This window comes from Dokdonia sp. R86516, from assembly GCF_044596715.1.
Classification (GTDB): domain Bacteria; phylum Bacteroidota; class Bacteroidia; order Flavobacteriales; family Flavobacteriaceae; genus Dokdonia.
The window spans coordinates 2,216,482-2,231,636 of the sequence record NZ_CP138998.1 but is presented as its reverse complement, the minus strand read 5'-3'; the positions used below and the strand labels follow the sequence as shown (position 1 = coordinate 2,231,636).

Sequence of the window (15,155 nt, the reverse complement as noted above, 5' to 3'; positions counted from 1 at the left end):
TAAATCAAGATATTTACTAATTGCAACTATACAATTACAACTGCTGTCAGGGATTTTTTATTAAAGGTACTACGGTTAAATTTGAGGTATTTAATTAAAAAACGAACAGGTAGATATTGTATTACCTAAGATAACATATCATATTGCTCTGCCTCTTCAATCTGACTGCTAGTTGCTGTGATGGTATAAGAAAATAGACCTAAGCCTACGGCATAAGCTACACGATCTACATAAAGAAGCATCTCATACCCAAAATAATACGCAAATAAAGAGGTGACATCACTGGTAAGAAAACTTATCATAAATAAAATGTAAGCTAGTGATCTGTTACTGTTATAGACTTGATTATATATTATCGCTGTTGCACCAAAAACAATCATAAATACACCATAAACATAAAAGAGATATGGCTCGAAGGGACCTTGAAATCCAATACTCACTAGTTTTGTTATTTCATTAAGAGCAAATGTATTAAGCACAATAAATACTAAAGTAAAAATCAAAGCGCTTTTATCTCTGCTTATAACTTTGAGTATATCTCCCCGCTCTAAACAAATAGTTGCATAAGCGATTACACCAAGTATAAGGTACATTTTATGCCCCAGATTAGTTTCATAAAACATAACGGCTATATCCCTTGCCATTAAACTTAATAGTATTGCAATCACAATAAAACTCTTTTGGGATGCGCGTAAAAAATAGTAAGCGATATATATTCCTATAGTGATCAAGCGCACCACCCTCATTATTTCTAAATCTGAGGTGATAACGGCAATCACATTAATCAATATTGCAAAACCAATAATTAATGGCAATCTCCTAAACTTTATTGCTGATGTAATTTTCTCCATACGGATAGCTCTTTGACTTATTAGGGGTAGCTAATTAAACATTTGACTTGGGATGAAAAATATACGAAAAAACTATGGCCAACGGATTACTTTAATCATAAAAAAAACCTAAAAACAATAGCTAACTTTCCCAATTACAAATTATTATACTGTGCTAAATAAAGGTTAACGCTTTCTTTTCTAGAATTAAAAAAAGCCTATAAAAAATACAGACCTCTTTTTGCGATTAAAATCATCTTCTTTTCAGAGCGCGATATAAAGTATATCTTAATAAGTAAAAGTTCCTTTATCGCTATGTATTGTAAGTCTCTTTCCACTTGTAGAAGCTTCTACCTTACCTACTATTTGCGCATCAACATTATAAGAAGTTGAGATCTTCATAATATCTTCGGCCACCTCTTGAGGGCAGTAAATCTCCATGCGATGTCCCATATTAAACACTTGATACATCTCTTTCCAGTCTGTACCGCTTTCCTCTTGTATAAGCTTAAAGAGTGGTGGAGTTTCAAATAGATTATCTTTTATAATATGCAAGTCCTCAACAAAGTGTAATATTTTTGTTTGAGCACCTCCACTACAGTGCACCATACCGTGTATACTGTCTGAGTTATATTTAGATAAAATATCTTTAATTATCGGCGCATAAGTTCTTGTAGGAGAAAGCACGAGTTTACCTGCATCTAGCGGGCTACTAGGCACTGCGTCTGTAAGCTTTTTTGAACCACTATACACAAGATCTTCTGGCACTGCTGCATCAAAACTTTCTGGATATTTCTGGGCTAAGTACTTGTCAAACACATCATGACGTGCAGAAGTAAGTCCATTACTTCCCATACCTCCATTGTATTCTTTTTCATAGGTCGCTTGACCGCTAGATGAAAGACCTACAATAACATCTCCGGGACATATGTTTGCATTATCAATAACATCGCTACGCTTCATACGAGCGGTAACCGTTGAATCTACAATAATTGTGCGTACAAGATCACCTACATCTGCCGTTTCTCCGCCTGTAGAGTGAATGGTCACACCGTAAGATTTCAACTCTGCCAAAAGTTCTTCTGACCCATTAATTATGGCCGAAATAACCTCACCAGGAATCACATTCTTATTACGTCCTATTGTTGATGATAACATGATATGGTCTGTCGCACCCACACATAACAAATCATCTATATTCATAATAAGAGCATCTTGAGCGATACCTTTCCACACTGAGATATCACCCGTTTCTTTCCAGTACATATATGCTAGAGCAGACTTTGTCCCAGCACCATCTGCATGCATTACAAGACAGTAATCATCATCACCCGTAAGTGCATCTGGCACAATCTTGCAAAATGCTTTAGGAAATAACCCCTTATCTACATTTTTTATAGCGTTATGTACATCTTCCTTACCTGCAGAGACACCGCGTTGTGCGTATCGTTTAGAAATTTCTTGGCTCATCTATAAATTTTACTCCGCAAAAATAGGGATTATATAATGGGCTTTAAAATTGATTTACAAACAGTTTGATCAAGCTTATAAAATAATTACTTATGTGTTTAATTTTATAATTACGCTTTCGCGAAAGCGTGATAAAAACCATTAAAAATCAGTTATTTCTTACAAACATTTCACCTCAAAACCTCTTTAATCCAGTTATTTACAACTTAATCTAATTGAATTTTTTCTTATCCTTTTTATGGGTATTTTAGTTACTTATTGACCATTTTAAATAACTAACATCTAAGCCTTTGGAGACTACACGCTTTTTCCGAAAGGAATATTTTATGCTCCCCCTATTCCTATTAATTTTAAATAACCCCATATTATGCCAGCAAAAACAATTACCTAACCTTATAGGTCAAGGTTTTGACATACGGTATGTTGACGCTCTAGACTGGCTGTCATCATCAAAGGGCAAACAACTAATTAGGGGAAACACACGGCGCACTTCTATAAACGCTAGACCTACAGAAAGTTTTCATTTTATAACGTCTCCATATGATTTTGAAAAACAAATTTTAAATGCAGATGCGCTGTCAAAACCTTATCAAGCGCTAAATAGTAAAGCACACTATAAAGGTTTTAATAACGATAAAGGAAACAAAACCCTATTAGTTTACACTAAAAAACAGGTGCCTTTATCAAAAAACACACTCGTCACTGCAGGTTCTACCATACTAGATAGTGCCATGGTTGAAGATTTTAAAAGATTAGGCCGTGATATTACTCCTGAGGGATTTATAGATCGATACGGTACACATTATGCACATGAAGTTACTTTAGGAGGTACTTTTTTGAAAAGAAATTTAATTACAAATGATGACTTTATATACTCGCCTTATGACCAGAATCAATTTAAAGAAAAAGTAATTGAAGAGATTAAAACGTCTCATCAATCCCAAAAAAATAGAAATCCATACATCACGACTGGCTCTGGAAGTTTATTTACTCGGGGCGGTGATACCAGCAAACAATGGTTTACAGACTGGCAAACTACCTTAGAAAATAATGTCACCGCAATTGATGTCTCATTAGAACCTTGGACAATAGCGCTCAAAAAAGTTGACTTTCAAGACCTTCAGGATAAGGAAAAGAGAATACAACTACTAGATAGTGTTATTGAACTAGCGATTAACGGCTCAAAAAAACAATTACACGCCCCGCAATCTTCTCAATATTTTACGAAGTACTCATTGCGATTTAAACAGTCTATAGATAAATTAATAAAAAAAAGTGCTGGCGCTACATCAAGTGACGAGCATGCTTACACTGGTGATTTATTCTTTGGAGGGTTTTCAAAAGATGAGGCTATGTTACGTACAGCCCCACTTATAGATCGCGGAGGTATACGACTGGAAACTCTAATTACTGACGAGGAAATAAAACTCAATAAGCAGGTACTTATTACAGTAAAACCTGAGGATTTAGAAAGAGGATATGTTAGTGTATGGGATGACACAAAAAAACTAGTAAAAAGCAAAGAACGTAAGCGTTTGAGAGTTTCTGGACCCGAAAAAGCAAAGACTTTTTACAAAGAAGCACTAACTAAGGATATTTACAAAGATGTAGAGATAACTACTATAGATGGAGATATTTACGAAGTTACTTACGTACTATCTCTTGAGAAAGAGAAAAAATTATTAGAAAATAGCGGACAGCATTACAATACCGCATTACAAACAGAAATAGTAAGAGCTGCAAGTATAGGTGACCTAGCACGCATGAAAATTTTATTAACTCATAATGCAACTAGAAGGATTCCAGGTTTAATCGCCGCTATCATTACCTCAAAACAGTCTTCAGAAATATTAAATTATGTGTTAGACAAAGGATTGATACCAAGTAGCGAAGACCTAGAATTACTATTTCTTAAAGAATACTTTGATGAACAGAAGATATTAATCCTTTTGGAAAGAGGTGCTCCTTTTAAGAATAATATGATTTACAAAGCGGTTGCTTATCAAAGTGACCCTATCATTTATGCACTATTGAGGGAAGGTGCTACCCCAGTTAATAATGATTTATCATTTGCTTTAGAAACCTATCACTACCCATCTGTAAAAGCTTTAATGAGCGTTGATTTTGACGCGTTTGAAGCGGGCAAAAAAGAACTGGCTCTAGCCGTAAAGAACAATGATGCTGATCTCGCTGAAAAATTTACGACACTAGGCGCAACTGCAGATGCATCACTTCTAGATAGCGCTTTAAGAAATGGCAATAACGAGCTTAAAAACATAATCATACCTGTAACTGAAGCAAATGAAAACACCCTCAAAGTCTCATCAATGCTAGACAACACAGAGTTATTCAAATACTTTATCAATAAGAATGCAAGTATAACCAGTAATAAAATCCCCAATACAGCAACAGACAACAATAATTTTGAAATTCTAGACATCTCACTTAAAAATGGAGGGAATGCCTCTGAACTTTTAGAGTATGCTATTAAAAAGGAGAATAAAAAAGCTATCCAAGTAGCACTTAACAATAAGGCACAGCCCGATAGCGCACTATTTTATGCTGCTCAAAAAGATGATGCTGAATTATTTAATGATGTACTTAACCTATATGAAGGAAACCCAGATGTAGCTATGACAGCAGCAATTAAGGAAAATAACCTTCCATTTGCAGAGTCTGTGATTGCTATAAAAAAAGAAGATATGAATGTTGATAATTTATTGCCGCTCGCCGTAGCTGGTGAAAATGTTGACATGGTAAAACTCTTGGTTTCTAATAATAGTAATCCTAGTAAAGGAATCAATAAAGCAATAACTATAGAAAACAAAACAATCAGTCAGTATTTAATCTCTATGGGAGCAGATACCACAGACCCACTTCTTATTGAGTCGGCAATTACAAATGAAAACCTAGGTCTTGTTGAGTTACTTGTGAATCAAGGTGGCATTAACCTTGACAACGCCTTACTTAACGCAACAGAAACTCAAAATATTGAAATAGTAAATTCCTTATTAGACAGCGGTGCAAAAGCAAATGAAGCACTAGCAAATGCAATGGAAACTAAAAACGAACCTCTCATTTTATTATTGATGGATCATGTTTCTAGTTTGGAAGGCGATGAATTCATTCGCAGCGCAGCCCGCAAAGGAAACTTAACCGTGCTAAAAAGATTATTATCTAATGGAGCAAACCCAACCCTTGCTATTGAAGATGCAATCCGCTATAAAATGATAGGTTCGCTTAAAATATTATTACAAAGTGGGGCGAAATGTGATCAAGAACATTTGAGAATAGCTATAGATTATTACTTTACCGAAGGGGTATTAATGCTTTTAAACCGTCCAGAGGTTGATTTGAATATTGCATTTACTAATGGTAGTTACCCTATACACACTGTAAGTAGATCATTAAATGTAGACAGTAAATTAATCATGAAAAACCTCATTGAGCTGGGCGCGCAAGTTAACATTGAAGATCACGCGGGGGATAATGCTTTACACATTCTAGCTAGTCAAAACGAATATGCACTTGATATAATTGAACTTTTACTGGAAAATGGAGCTGATCCCAATCACCGAAACGAAAAAGATAAAAAGCCTATTGACTACGCATTAAATAAAATTACAAGAAGCGCTTTTAAGAAAGCAATGCGAGCGAAATAGATAGAAAGAATATTAAGTAAATAAGAAGAGCGCATTTATATAAATGCGCTCTTTCGTATAAAATTCCTGTGAGTTTATTTATAAACTACATTAATTAATGACCTGTTATTGCTATTCTTTTCTACTCCCAATCTGGCATAAGAGAATTTGTAAACAACTCAGTATCGCCTTCTGTTCCTACATCTGTAACATATATCGACGGTATGGCTCCAGAATTATTATTTACCCTTGTAAAAATAATTTGACCTTCACTAGGAGAGTATGATGGGAATAAATCATTTTGGCCTGCCGCTACGTCTGTAATAATTTGCTGCGTAGCACCAGTGGTAACATTATATTCAAAAATTCGACTATTAAAAACTCTATAGTTTGGATTTTCAGATTGATCGATGTCTCTAGAGTAGATAATTTTTGTACCGTTTGCATCAATGTCTAGTCCAGAAAATCCTCCACCAAATCCAGAAGCAACTTCAAAAAGTTCTGCGCCCGTAGTAAGTGAAATAGCAAAAATTCTTACGGAATAACCATTTACATCGTTTGTTTTAAGTATTGCCATATTACTATTAAAAACAGGTATTGCTACTTCAGATATAATCGCATTATCCGATGCTGAGTAAATTACTACATTCCCACCTCCATCATTATCAATAGTGAGTAATTTATTGAAATTAGTGTACAATAATCGTTCTCCATTGTTAACCCAAGTATATTGCAGATTTTCTTGTCGAAAACCAGCAACAGGAATAAGACTAGTGACTTGAGTTTGATTTACACCAGAAATATCCATGGTAAAAATGTGTGTATCACCACCTACATTACGTAAAAATGCAATTTTATTGACATCATTATTACGTTTTGGCGTAAAGCTGTTAGTACTGCTATTTGTTAAAGGTAAAACGTTAACATCTGTCTCGTCTGTATCGTCTCTAGCTCCAGAATAAATAACATTATTACCATCTATTCTCTTTACAAACAAAAATTCATTGTCCTCTGCATCAAAAGTTGAAAAAGCACTAATAGGAGATATTACTTCTTCATTAAATTCATCTTTTGCAGAAACCTGCCAAAAATAAATGGTTGATAAATTCAAATTACTGACTGTCGCTGTAGTGTCATTTGTAATATCAACTTCTTCCACTTCATTAGTTGTACCATTTCTCAGCTGTAATGTGTAAAAAATATCATCCTCTTCTGTATCATCAGAATTCCAAGCAAAAGTGATTTCAAGAGGTAAATCTTCATCTCCATCACTTGGAAATATTAATTCTGGCACTGAGGGTGCATCATTTTCATCTCCAGCAAGCCTTAAATCAAATGCTACAGAAGATGTTTGACTCTCTAACACCTCTACTGCCTCAAACGCAGTAGTGTACAAATCTAAATCAGCCTGCACAGAGTAATTACCAACAGATACATTTTCTAATAAAAATGTACCGTCAACATCTGTAAAAGTGGTATTACTTGCAGGATTAGTAGTAATCTTTACATTATCAAGAGGTTCGTTATTTTCTTCGCTTATAACTGTACCACTTACGCTTCCTCTTTTTTCTGCCTCAATAGTATCTTCAGAACAGGATGCCATTGCTGTTATAAAAACAAAAAGTAATATGCTTGTATGTAAATTTCTCATTGTTATTGATTTTTAAATTCCTCAGTAATCTCAATATTATCATCCTTTTTAGCTCCCCTAAAATTAAAACCGTAGCTAATTCCAAAACCAAAATTGAAGTAAAAATCATCTCTTCTACCTTGGCTAATATTATCTAACTTATCCGTGAGCATGATGTTATGTTCGGCGAAAACGTCAAAAGTTAACCTTGGTGATAATTTATAATGAATACCTCCTCCGTATTGTAATTTCCCAAAAATGCTACCAAAACTTTTACCATCTGTAGATGAGTCTACTAGGTCGACAACTAAGCCGGGTCCTCCAAAAACATAGGGAGCGAGATCATCGTTTGGTAATAGTTGAATTTCTGTATTAAGTTCAATACTTCCCATAATGTTAGAGAAAGCATCTCCATTATTAAGCTCAAAAATACTTCCCGTAAGTCCTAAACCGAATTTCTCCGTTATTGCTCTTTCATAATTCGCTTTAACTAAAAAACCTAACTTTTTAGGTTGTAAATCCCCATCTATAAGATTTACCCCTGCCGATATGCCTATTTTATTTTTGTACTCATTATCCACAAATAGTCTATCATATAATCCAGTCCCTTCTTCAATACTCTTTTCTTCTAGATATTGATCTACTATTCTCTTATTAGTTTCTCTACCTTCTTTTGAACTCCAGTACTCGTCTATAATTCCTTCAAGAATTAAATCGTGTACAGCTTTCTCTATAGCATCCTTTACTGCAATTTGTACAGGTTCGTTTTGGGTAATTCCCGTTTCTGCCTCTAGCAAACGTTGAAACTTAACAAACCTAAAAAAGTTGGCATCTAGTGCTTGAGAAAGTATTGTTTTTGATACATAGATTGTTTTTAGTATTTCTCCATTACTAGTAGACACTGCTCTAAGATATACTGTGATCCTATCTTGTCGATATTTAGCTGATGCTCCTACTCCAAAATAACGAACACCCAATCCTCCAGTAACGATATTTGTGTCATAAGAAATAATACCTCCCTCAAGTAAAAGGCCTGCATATAATAATGCTGGTAAAGGTGGTTCATTAGGATTAAGATTTTTTATGTACTCCTTTTTAGTATTCCTAATAATATTTCGTTCTGTATAGAGATTACTAAGATTTTCTCTCTCTATGGGTTTAAACCATCCAGAATCTTCTAATGCCTTAATTAAAATGGATGTTGATCCTTGAGTAACTGCCGTGCTAAAGGTACTCCCATTTTCAACAGCTTTGTATTGACCAGTTTGGTCACTAAAGTTATACACCGCAACCTCAACAGGTTGAGCTGCCTCTGGCAAATCTAAGAGTTTGCTTGTAGATTTTGAGTATTCACCAACCCTAGCAGGTTGTTGATCAAATTTTTGATTAAAGTAAGCACCGCAAGAATTGAAAATCAGGAAACTAACAACTATTGCAAGTCTTGAAACATTTTTCATAAAGAATTAATTTGGAACAATAATTTGGGTTTCTTCACCATTAGTTGTGTCTAGTATATTGATAACTAATCCATCAAATGTTTCAAAAACTTCTACATTTAAGTTTCCAAAAGTGAAAGTACCCTCTTCTGTTATATTCAAGTTATCTAGCCGTTGCTGAGCAAGCTGACTATTAATTGTATTTAACAAATCTTGACTTAATTGTTTTCCAAATTGTTCTAATTCTGACTGCTCCTTAACTTCTTCAAGTGGAGCTGTCAAGCTATTTTGTGCTGTTGCAGACGTTATAAGCTGTTGATAGTTAAAAGTATCACCACCAAAAAATGGATTGATAGGTTTATAACTAAATTGTTGAGCATATGAAAAGCTACTTGCTGCAACTAAAACTAGAAAACAAAAAATTCTCATTATTAATTATCTTTTAATTGTTCCGCAGCACTTTGTAAGTTCTGCAATTGTCTTATAACCCTTTCTAGAGCCGCTAATGCCATTTCTTTCAAAAACGCATTATTTGGTCTAGTGAAAAATTGTAATACTAATGTATTCTCCACTTTTACAGTTATCAATGTCGATCTCTGTCTTCCTGGCACTGGGCCTTCTGTGAAATAAATATTTTTATCAGTCTTTATATTTTTTAAGAGATAATTATTATAAAACTCTCTATAAAAATCTTTACCTGATTTTGTGATAAATTTCTTTATCAATAATCCCTCTAGTATAAAACCATCTTGTGGCTTTGCTTCTTCTTGTGCAGATGAAATTAAATTGATTTCTTGTATGTCAATATCAGACTGACTCCCGTTTAATAATTCAACTCTATCCTTTCCAATAGGTTTACCATCTTTATCATAAATAAAGAGTGTAAGCACTACCTTATTAGTTACTGAATTAGACAAATTCAATGTCTGTAATAATTTTTTTTCTTTACCACGAGTTACGTAGCGCTGTCTATCACTATTTCTAGATATAGTTCCATCACTATTGGTTTCATAAATACTAAACTCATATTCTAATGCTAGTTCTAAATCTGTTAGATTCTCGCTTAAGGCGACAAATTGAATAAATTCGCTATTCTTATTTATTCTTATGGACGCTGCTATATCTTTATTATAATATTGCGCGGTTGCATAAGAACAATTCAAATACAGCAAAATAAACCCCAACTTTCTTAGCATAAATCTTTTATCTGCTTTAAGAAACAAACCTTAATTACCTGTACTTTTTACAATTATAGACGGTGATGCCGATGTTTGATTAAATTGAAGAGATTCAATAACGGAATTAGTACCTTCTCTCTGAAAAAATAAATTATCACCAGTTTGTGTCAACTCTAAAGAGACATTTGCAGTAGGATCATTCACAAAGTCAAATGCTATATTTCTAAATCCTTCTTGGCTTATATCTACAATAGCGGTTTTAACATTATACCCTAATGTCACATTATTTTCAGCTCCATTTTGATTAATGTTTAATTCACTCGCATTGGATGTAATAAAGATATCTGCGCTATTTAGTGCACCTACTTGCTGTAAAAAAATTGTGTTCCCTTGAAGTGAATTACTTCTATTATTCTTTTGATTGCTTATTCCAAAACTTTGCAGAGCAGCTGACGTTGTTATCGTATTATTTTTTACTAAATCTGCATTCACAAGAGTTTCAGAATCATCAGAATAAGTCTGTGCTGTTATTGAATATGCCAAGCTCAATAAAAGAATAAAAAATCCATTTCTAATTTTATTTTTCATAGCTAAATAGTTTAATAATTAAAGAAAACAATGGACATACTATAGAGTATGTCCATTGCTTCAAGAATATTGAGATAGTTATAAAACTTCTCAATAAATATCTCTTCTATCAAAGACAGACTATTATAGTCCAGATCCTGATCTTGGTGCAGCAAGTCCAGTAAAGCCAGCTCTACCAACAGACTGTGCTGTTTGTGCGGCAGTACCTAGTGCCCCAGTAGGACCTGTTTGGATAACATCTAGAGAGTTTCCTCCATTAGGAAGTCCACCAGGAACATCCTGATCTGCATGCCAGCTGTGTCCACCATTCTGTGTGATAACCATAGAGTTACCTAATCCTCTTTGAGAAGCCTCTATCGCGTTATGATCACCATTTTGACGTAAATCCATTACATGGTCTCTACCTCTTTGAGTTCCAATAGCACTGTTATCACTTCCCATTTGAGAAACCACTACATCGTTGTTACGACCATTTTGACCCGTAGCTACGTAGTTATCATCTCCCTGCTGAAAAGTATCTGCGCTATTACCTCTACCTGTAGCAGTTCCATAAGCATTTTGAAAAGCATAAGCTTCGTTATCTTCTCCGTCTTGAACTTGCATAGTATAATCTCCATTGATTGCAGATGTTCCTGCTCCAAACTGGTGAGATTCAGCAACGTTATCATGACCTTTCTGATCTTGAATCGCTTGGCTGTAAGAAGATGCTTGGTTTGCACCACCATTCATTACGTTATCGATAGCAACAATGTTTGCATACTCTGCAGAGTTAAAAAGCGAGCCACCTATAGATGCATCTACACCTTGATTTACAAGCGCAGTGTTTCCTCTAGTATTACTATTTGTAGTTTGTGTTTGCTCAGACTGGTTATTGTCTCCAAAACTAAATACACGTGCATAGTTACGACCTTTCATACCATCAGCATTTTGATTAACAAGTGCGCTGTTGTCATTACCAAATTGCTCAACTAAAGCTTCATGACCTTGGCTATTTTCTGGGTCTGCACGTTGGTTTATTTCAACCGCATTACGCTCTCCACTTTGAATTACAAATGCATCACTGTTATCAAATGTTTGAAGTACTTTAGCTTCGTTATCATCCCCAAATTGATCTACAGCAGCAAAATTCTTTTCAGCTTGATCTGCTGTCCCTTGTTGAATGTCTGCACGGTTACCTAAAGTACCTGCAAATGCAGTGTTATCCTGTACCAAGATAGCTTGATTGAAATCACCTTGTTGCTCAAGGCGTCCATCATTTCCAACACCTATTTGCTCTGAGTAAATTTTGTTAGCCTCTCCACTATCTGCAGCGTTACCGTTTACATTACCAGTTTGACGCATAGAAACTAAGTTAGAAGCCCCTGTTTGAAAACCTACGATAGAGTTCTTCTCACCTTCCTGACGTGCTTTCATAGAGTTTCCTGCTGCCGGAATAGTAGCATTCTGTACAGAGTGACCCGTGTTTGAATTTCCAGGAGCAGATCCAGTACCTACTACATCAGCATTTTCAATAGTTGCCGTATTGATAATTGGTGATGTTAAGGGTGTTCCTTGAAAATCTGCTTCGGATGACACAGATGTAGTCTGCCCCAAAGCAACCGCTCCGATCATGAGTGCCGCGGCACTAAAAATTACTTTTTTCATAATAATTGAGTTTAAATTAATATTATATAAATGGTTAATAAATACTTATTTATAAGACACAACAAACCATCGTCATTGTCATCACAAGTGCGTCTTTTAATCTATTATTACGGGGGAGTACATATTACAAAGGGGGGAGGTAATTGCTGTAATACGAGTACTAAATTAGGAAAATCTACCTCTCTTCCAAGAAGTTACCTACTGTTTTCGATGAAACGTTATGGTATTTTTAACATTTTTCGGTGAGCACTAGTGTTTACAGTAGCTAAGCACGCAGGGGTAAACACCCCTTTATATAGGCGGGTATATAAGAATCAGATTTTTCTTACGAGTACACTGACTATAAGAAACTTACAGTCATCTTTTACTTGTACATTATAAAGTCTTGCGTCTTTAATTAGTAAAAACAGCTTAATTTACGAAGAGTAATTCTCTATATTTTGGCAGTGGCCACAGTTCATCCTCTACTAGAAGCTCCAGTTTATCACAATCTCTCCTAATAGCCTTAAAAAATGGCTTCACCTCCTCAGCATAATTAGTTGCCTTGTTTTTAATATCAAGATCGTTTGCTTCTTTGCGAGCATTAATCATTTCTGTTATGAGACTATTAATACTAGCTGTATGATCTGAGATTGATTTAATAATGGATGTTTGCGCTTTCGCGAAAGCGGCAAAATCTTCACCATATATTTCTTTCAAGCCTCTTACATTGTCTATCAATACATTTTGATATCTCAGGGCCGTAGGGATTATATGATTGCGAGCTACATCGCCTAGCACTCGGCTCTCTATCTGTATGCGCTTTACGTACTCTTCTAACTCAATCTCGTAACGTGCTTGAATCTCAACATTATTCATAATGCTTAAAGACTCAAATAATGCTACCGTTTTCTTACTCACTCGAGCTTCAAGAGCAGATACTGTAGTCTTATTATTGCTAAGCTTGCGCTTTTTTGCTTCTTTTTCCCAAGGGGCACCATATCCATCTCCTTCGAATCTAATTTTCTTACTGTCCTTTATATATTCCCTAAGGATATTAAAGATTGCATCATCCTTTTTCATGTCCTTATTGTCTATAAGAGCATCTACCTCCTTTTTAAAAGCTATAAGTTGTTGAGCAACAATAGCATTAAGCACAGTCATAGGGTTTGCACAATTTGCAGTAGCACCTACAGCTCTAAACTCAAACTTATTACCTGTAAACGCAAAAGGTGAGGTACGGTTACGATCTGTATTATCAAGCAAAATCTCAGGGATCTTACCTATTACATTAAGTTTAAGATCTGTTTTTTCTTGTGGGGATAGTTTTCCATCTGTTACTTTCTCGAGCTCATCAAGCACTTGTGTGAGTTGAGATCCTATAAATACTGATATAATTGCTGGCGGCGCTTCATTTGCACCTAGACGATAATCATTACCCGCACTAGCAATAGAAGCTCTAAGCAAAGCTTCATGCTCATGAACCGCTTTAATAGTATTTACAAAGAAGGTGAGGAATTGTAAATTTTTCATTGGAGTGGTACCTGGACTCAAAAGATTCACTCCTGTATCTGTAGCTAGTGACCAGTTATTATGTTTACCACTACCATTTATATTTTCAAACGGCTTCTCATGAAAGAGAACCTTAAAATGATGACGTTGCGCTACTTTTTGCATTACATCCATGAGTAATGCATTATGATCTACTGCTAGGTTTGCTTCTTCAAAAATAGGAGCCATCTCAAATTGATTAGGCGCTACTTCATTGTGCCTTGTCTTTAAAGGGATACCTAATAACAAGCATTCTTGCTCCAGCTCCTTTAAATATGCCAGCACCCTGATAGGAATAGATCCAAAGTAATGATCATCGAGTTGCTGTCCTTTTGCGGCAGCATGACCTAAAAGTGTTCTCCCCGTAAGCATCAAGTCTGGTCTCGCAGCTGCTAGTGATGCATCTATAAGAAAAAACTCTTGCTCCCATCCTAGAGTCGCTGTTACTTTATTTACATTTTTATTAAAATATTGAGCTACTGCTGTAGCAGCTTGATCAATCGTGTTTAGAGCTTTTAATAAAGGCGTCTTATAATCAAGTGCCTCTCCCGTATATGCCACAAAAACCGTTGGAATACACAAGGTGTTGTCATATATAAATGCTGGTGATGTAGGATCCCATGCGGTATAACCCCTTGCCTCAAAAGTGTTACGTATGCCTCCATTAGGAAAGCTTGAGGCATCTGGCTCTTGTTGTGCAAGCTGCCCACCGTCAAATTTATCTATAACGTGACCGTCTGATGTGATTTCAAAAAATGCATCATGCTTTTCTGCCGTGGCACCCGTTAACGGTTGAAACCAATGAGTGTAATGTGTAGCTCCTTTTTCAAGCGCCCAAGATTTCATTCCTGTAGCAATGGCATCTGCAGTTATGCGATCTATGTTATCGCCTTTCCTTATAGCTGTCTGTACACTGTCTATAGTAGATTTAGACAAAAATTGGCGCATGGCCTGCTCTCCAAACACATTAGACTTAAATAATGAAGATGGTCTTCCTAAAGTATCAAAAGTGATGGCTGGTCTATGCTGCACATCATGCAAGGCTTTAAAACGGATTTTTGACATAATTAGTCTAACATTATTAAGGCTACAGTATTTTCAATGAAATGGGAGAGAAACCACTATAACACAATGATTATAAATATTTTATAAGATGTTTAGAAAAAGTTCTTACCAAAAAGCCAATAACACCCCTAAACAAGGGCACA

General features: G+C 35.3%; 10 protein-coding genes. 1 reads left to right on the top strand and 9 read right to left on the bottom strand.

Going from position 1 to position 15,155, the window contains the following annotated elements; all coding sequences use genetic code 11:
* Positions 1-125 precede the first annotated feature (125 nt).
* Positions 126-851: a hypothetical protein gene (locus tag SJY23_RS10080; RefSeq protein WP_396596234.1), complete on the bottom strand. Its 726-nt coding sequence runs from the start codon at positions 849-851 to the stop codon at positions 126-128.
* 267 nt (positions 852-1,118) lie between these two features.
* Positions 1,119-2,300 carry an AIR synthase related protein gene (locus SJY23_RS10075; protein WP_396596233.1) on the bottom strand — a complete coding sequence of 394 codons (1,182 nt, stop codon included), beginning with the start codon at positions 2,298-2,300 and terminating at the stop codon, positions 1,119-1,121.
* 326 nt (positions 2,301-2,626) lie between these two features.
* Here SJY23_RS10075 and SJY23_RS10070 point away from each other — a divergent pair, with 326 nt between their 5' ends.
* Positions 2,627-5,962, top strand: coding sequence for an ankyrin repeat domain-containing protein (locus SJY23_RS10070; RefSeq protein ID WP_396596232.1), 3,336 nt, complete (start codon positions 2,627-2,629; stop codon positions 5,960-5,962).
* Between the two features lie 121 nt (positions 5,963-6,083).
* Here the strand turns inward: SJY23_RS10070 and SJY23_RS10065 are convergent, their stop codons facing one another.
* From SJY23_RS10065 to SJY23_RS10035, 7 genes are all read right to left on the bottom strand, one after another.
* Complete coding sequence (locus tag SJY23_RS10065) at positions 6,084-7,592, bottom strand: carboxypeptidase regulatory-like domain-containing protein (RefSeq protein ID WP_396596231.1); 1,509 nt, start codon at positions 7,590-7,592, stop codon at positions 6,084-6,086.
* A 2-nt stretch (positions 7,593-7,594) separates the two neighbouring features.
* Positions 7,595-9,028: a CsgG/HfaB family protein gene (locus SJY23_RS10060; RefSeq protein WP_396596230.1), complete on the bottom strand. Its 1,434-nt coding sequence runs from the start codon at positions 9,026-9,028 to the stop codon at positions 7,595-7,597.
* Positions 9,029-9,034: 6 nt separating this feature from the next.
* Positions 9,035-9,436 (bottom strand): curli assembly protein CsgF, encoded by a 402-nt coding sequence (locus SJY23_RS10055; protein WP_396596229.1) that lies wholly within the window; start codon positions 9,434-9,436, stop codon positions 9,035-9,037.
* Between the two features lie 2 nt (positions 9,437-9,438).
* Entirely contained in the window at positions 9,439-10,230 is a 792-nt protein-coding gene (locus SJY23_RS10050; RefSeq protein ID WP_396596228.1) for a CsgE family curli-type amyloid fiber assembly protein, read from the bottom strand.
* Positions 10,231-10,233: 3 nt separating this feature from the next.
* The gene (locus SJY23_RS10045) at positions 10,234-10,773 is read right to left on the bottom strand and encodes a hypothetical protein (RefSeq protein ID WP_396596227.1); all 540 of its coding nucleotides are present in this window, start codon (positions 10,771-10,773) and stop codon (positions 10,234-10,236) included.
* Positions 10,774-10,896: 123 nt separating this feature from the next.
* Positions 10,897-12,417 carry a hypothetical protein gene (locus SJY23_RS10040; protein ID WP_396596226.1) on the bottom strand — a complete coding sequence of 507 codons (1,521 nt, stop codon included), beginning with the start codon at positions 12,415-12,417 and terminating at the stop codon, positions 10,897-10,899.
* Between the two features lie 411 nt (positions 12,418-12,828).
* Positions 12,829-15,012: a glutamine synthetase III gene (locus tag SJY23_RS10035; protein ID WP_396596225.1), complete on the bottom strand. Its 2,184-nt coding sequence runs from the start codon at positions 15,010-15,012 to the stop codon at positions 12,829-12,831.
* Positions 15,013-15,155 lie beyond the last annotated feature (143 nt).

What these genes read in the sequence shown, in the direction of transcription:
- SJY23_RS10060 (WP_396596230.1), bottom strand. Translation starts at nt 9,028, where the DNA reads ATGAAAAATGTTTCAAGACTTGCAATAGTTGTTAGTTTCCTGATTTTC.
- SJY23_RS10045 (WP_396596227.1), bottom strand. Translation starts at nt 10,773, where the DNA reads ATGAAAAATAAAATTAGAAATGGATTTTTTATTCTTTTATTGAGCTTG.
- SJY23_RS10035 (WP_396596225.1), bottom strand. Translation starts at nt 15,012, where the DNA reads ATGTCAAAAATCCGTTTTAAAGCCTTGCATGATGTGCAGCATAGACCA.
- SJY23_RS10065 (WP_396596231.1), bottom strand. Translation starts at nt 7,592, where the DNA reads ATGAGAAATTTACATACAAGCATATTACTTTTTGTTTTTATAACAGCA.
- SJY23_RS10040 (WP_396596226.1), bottom strand. Translation starts at nt 12,417, where the DNA reads ATGAAAAAAGTAATTTTTAGTGCCGCGGCACTCATGATCGGAGCGGTT.
- SJY23_RS10080 (WP_396596234.1), bottom strand. Translation starts at nt 851, where the DNA reads ATGGAGAAAATTACATCAGCAATAAAGTTTAGGAGATTGCCATTAATT.
- SJY23_RS10055 (WP_396596229.1), bottom strand. Translation starts at nt 9,436, where the DNA reads ATGAGAATTTTTTGTTTTCTAGTTTTAGTTGCAGCAAGTAGCTTTTCA.
- SJY23_RS10070 (WP_396596232.1), top strand. Translation starts at nt 2,627, where the DNA reads ATGCTCCCCCTATTCCTATTAATTTTAAATAACCCCATATTATGCCAG.
- SJY23_RS10075 (WP_396596233.1), bottom strand. Translation starts at nt 2,300, where the DNA reads ATGAGCCAAGAAATTTCTAAACGATACGCACAACGCGGTGTCTCTGCA.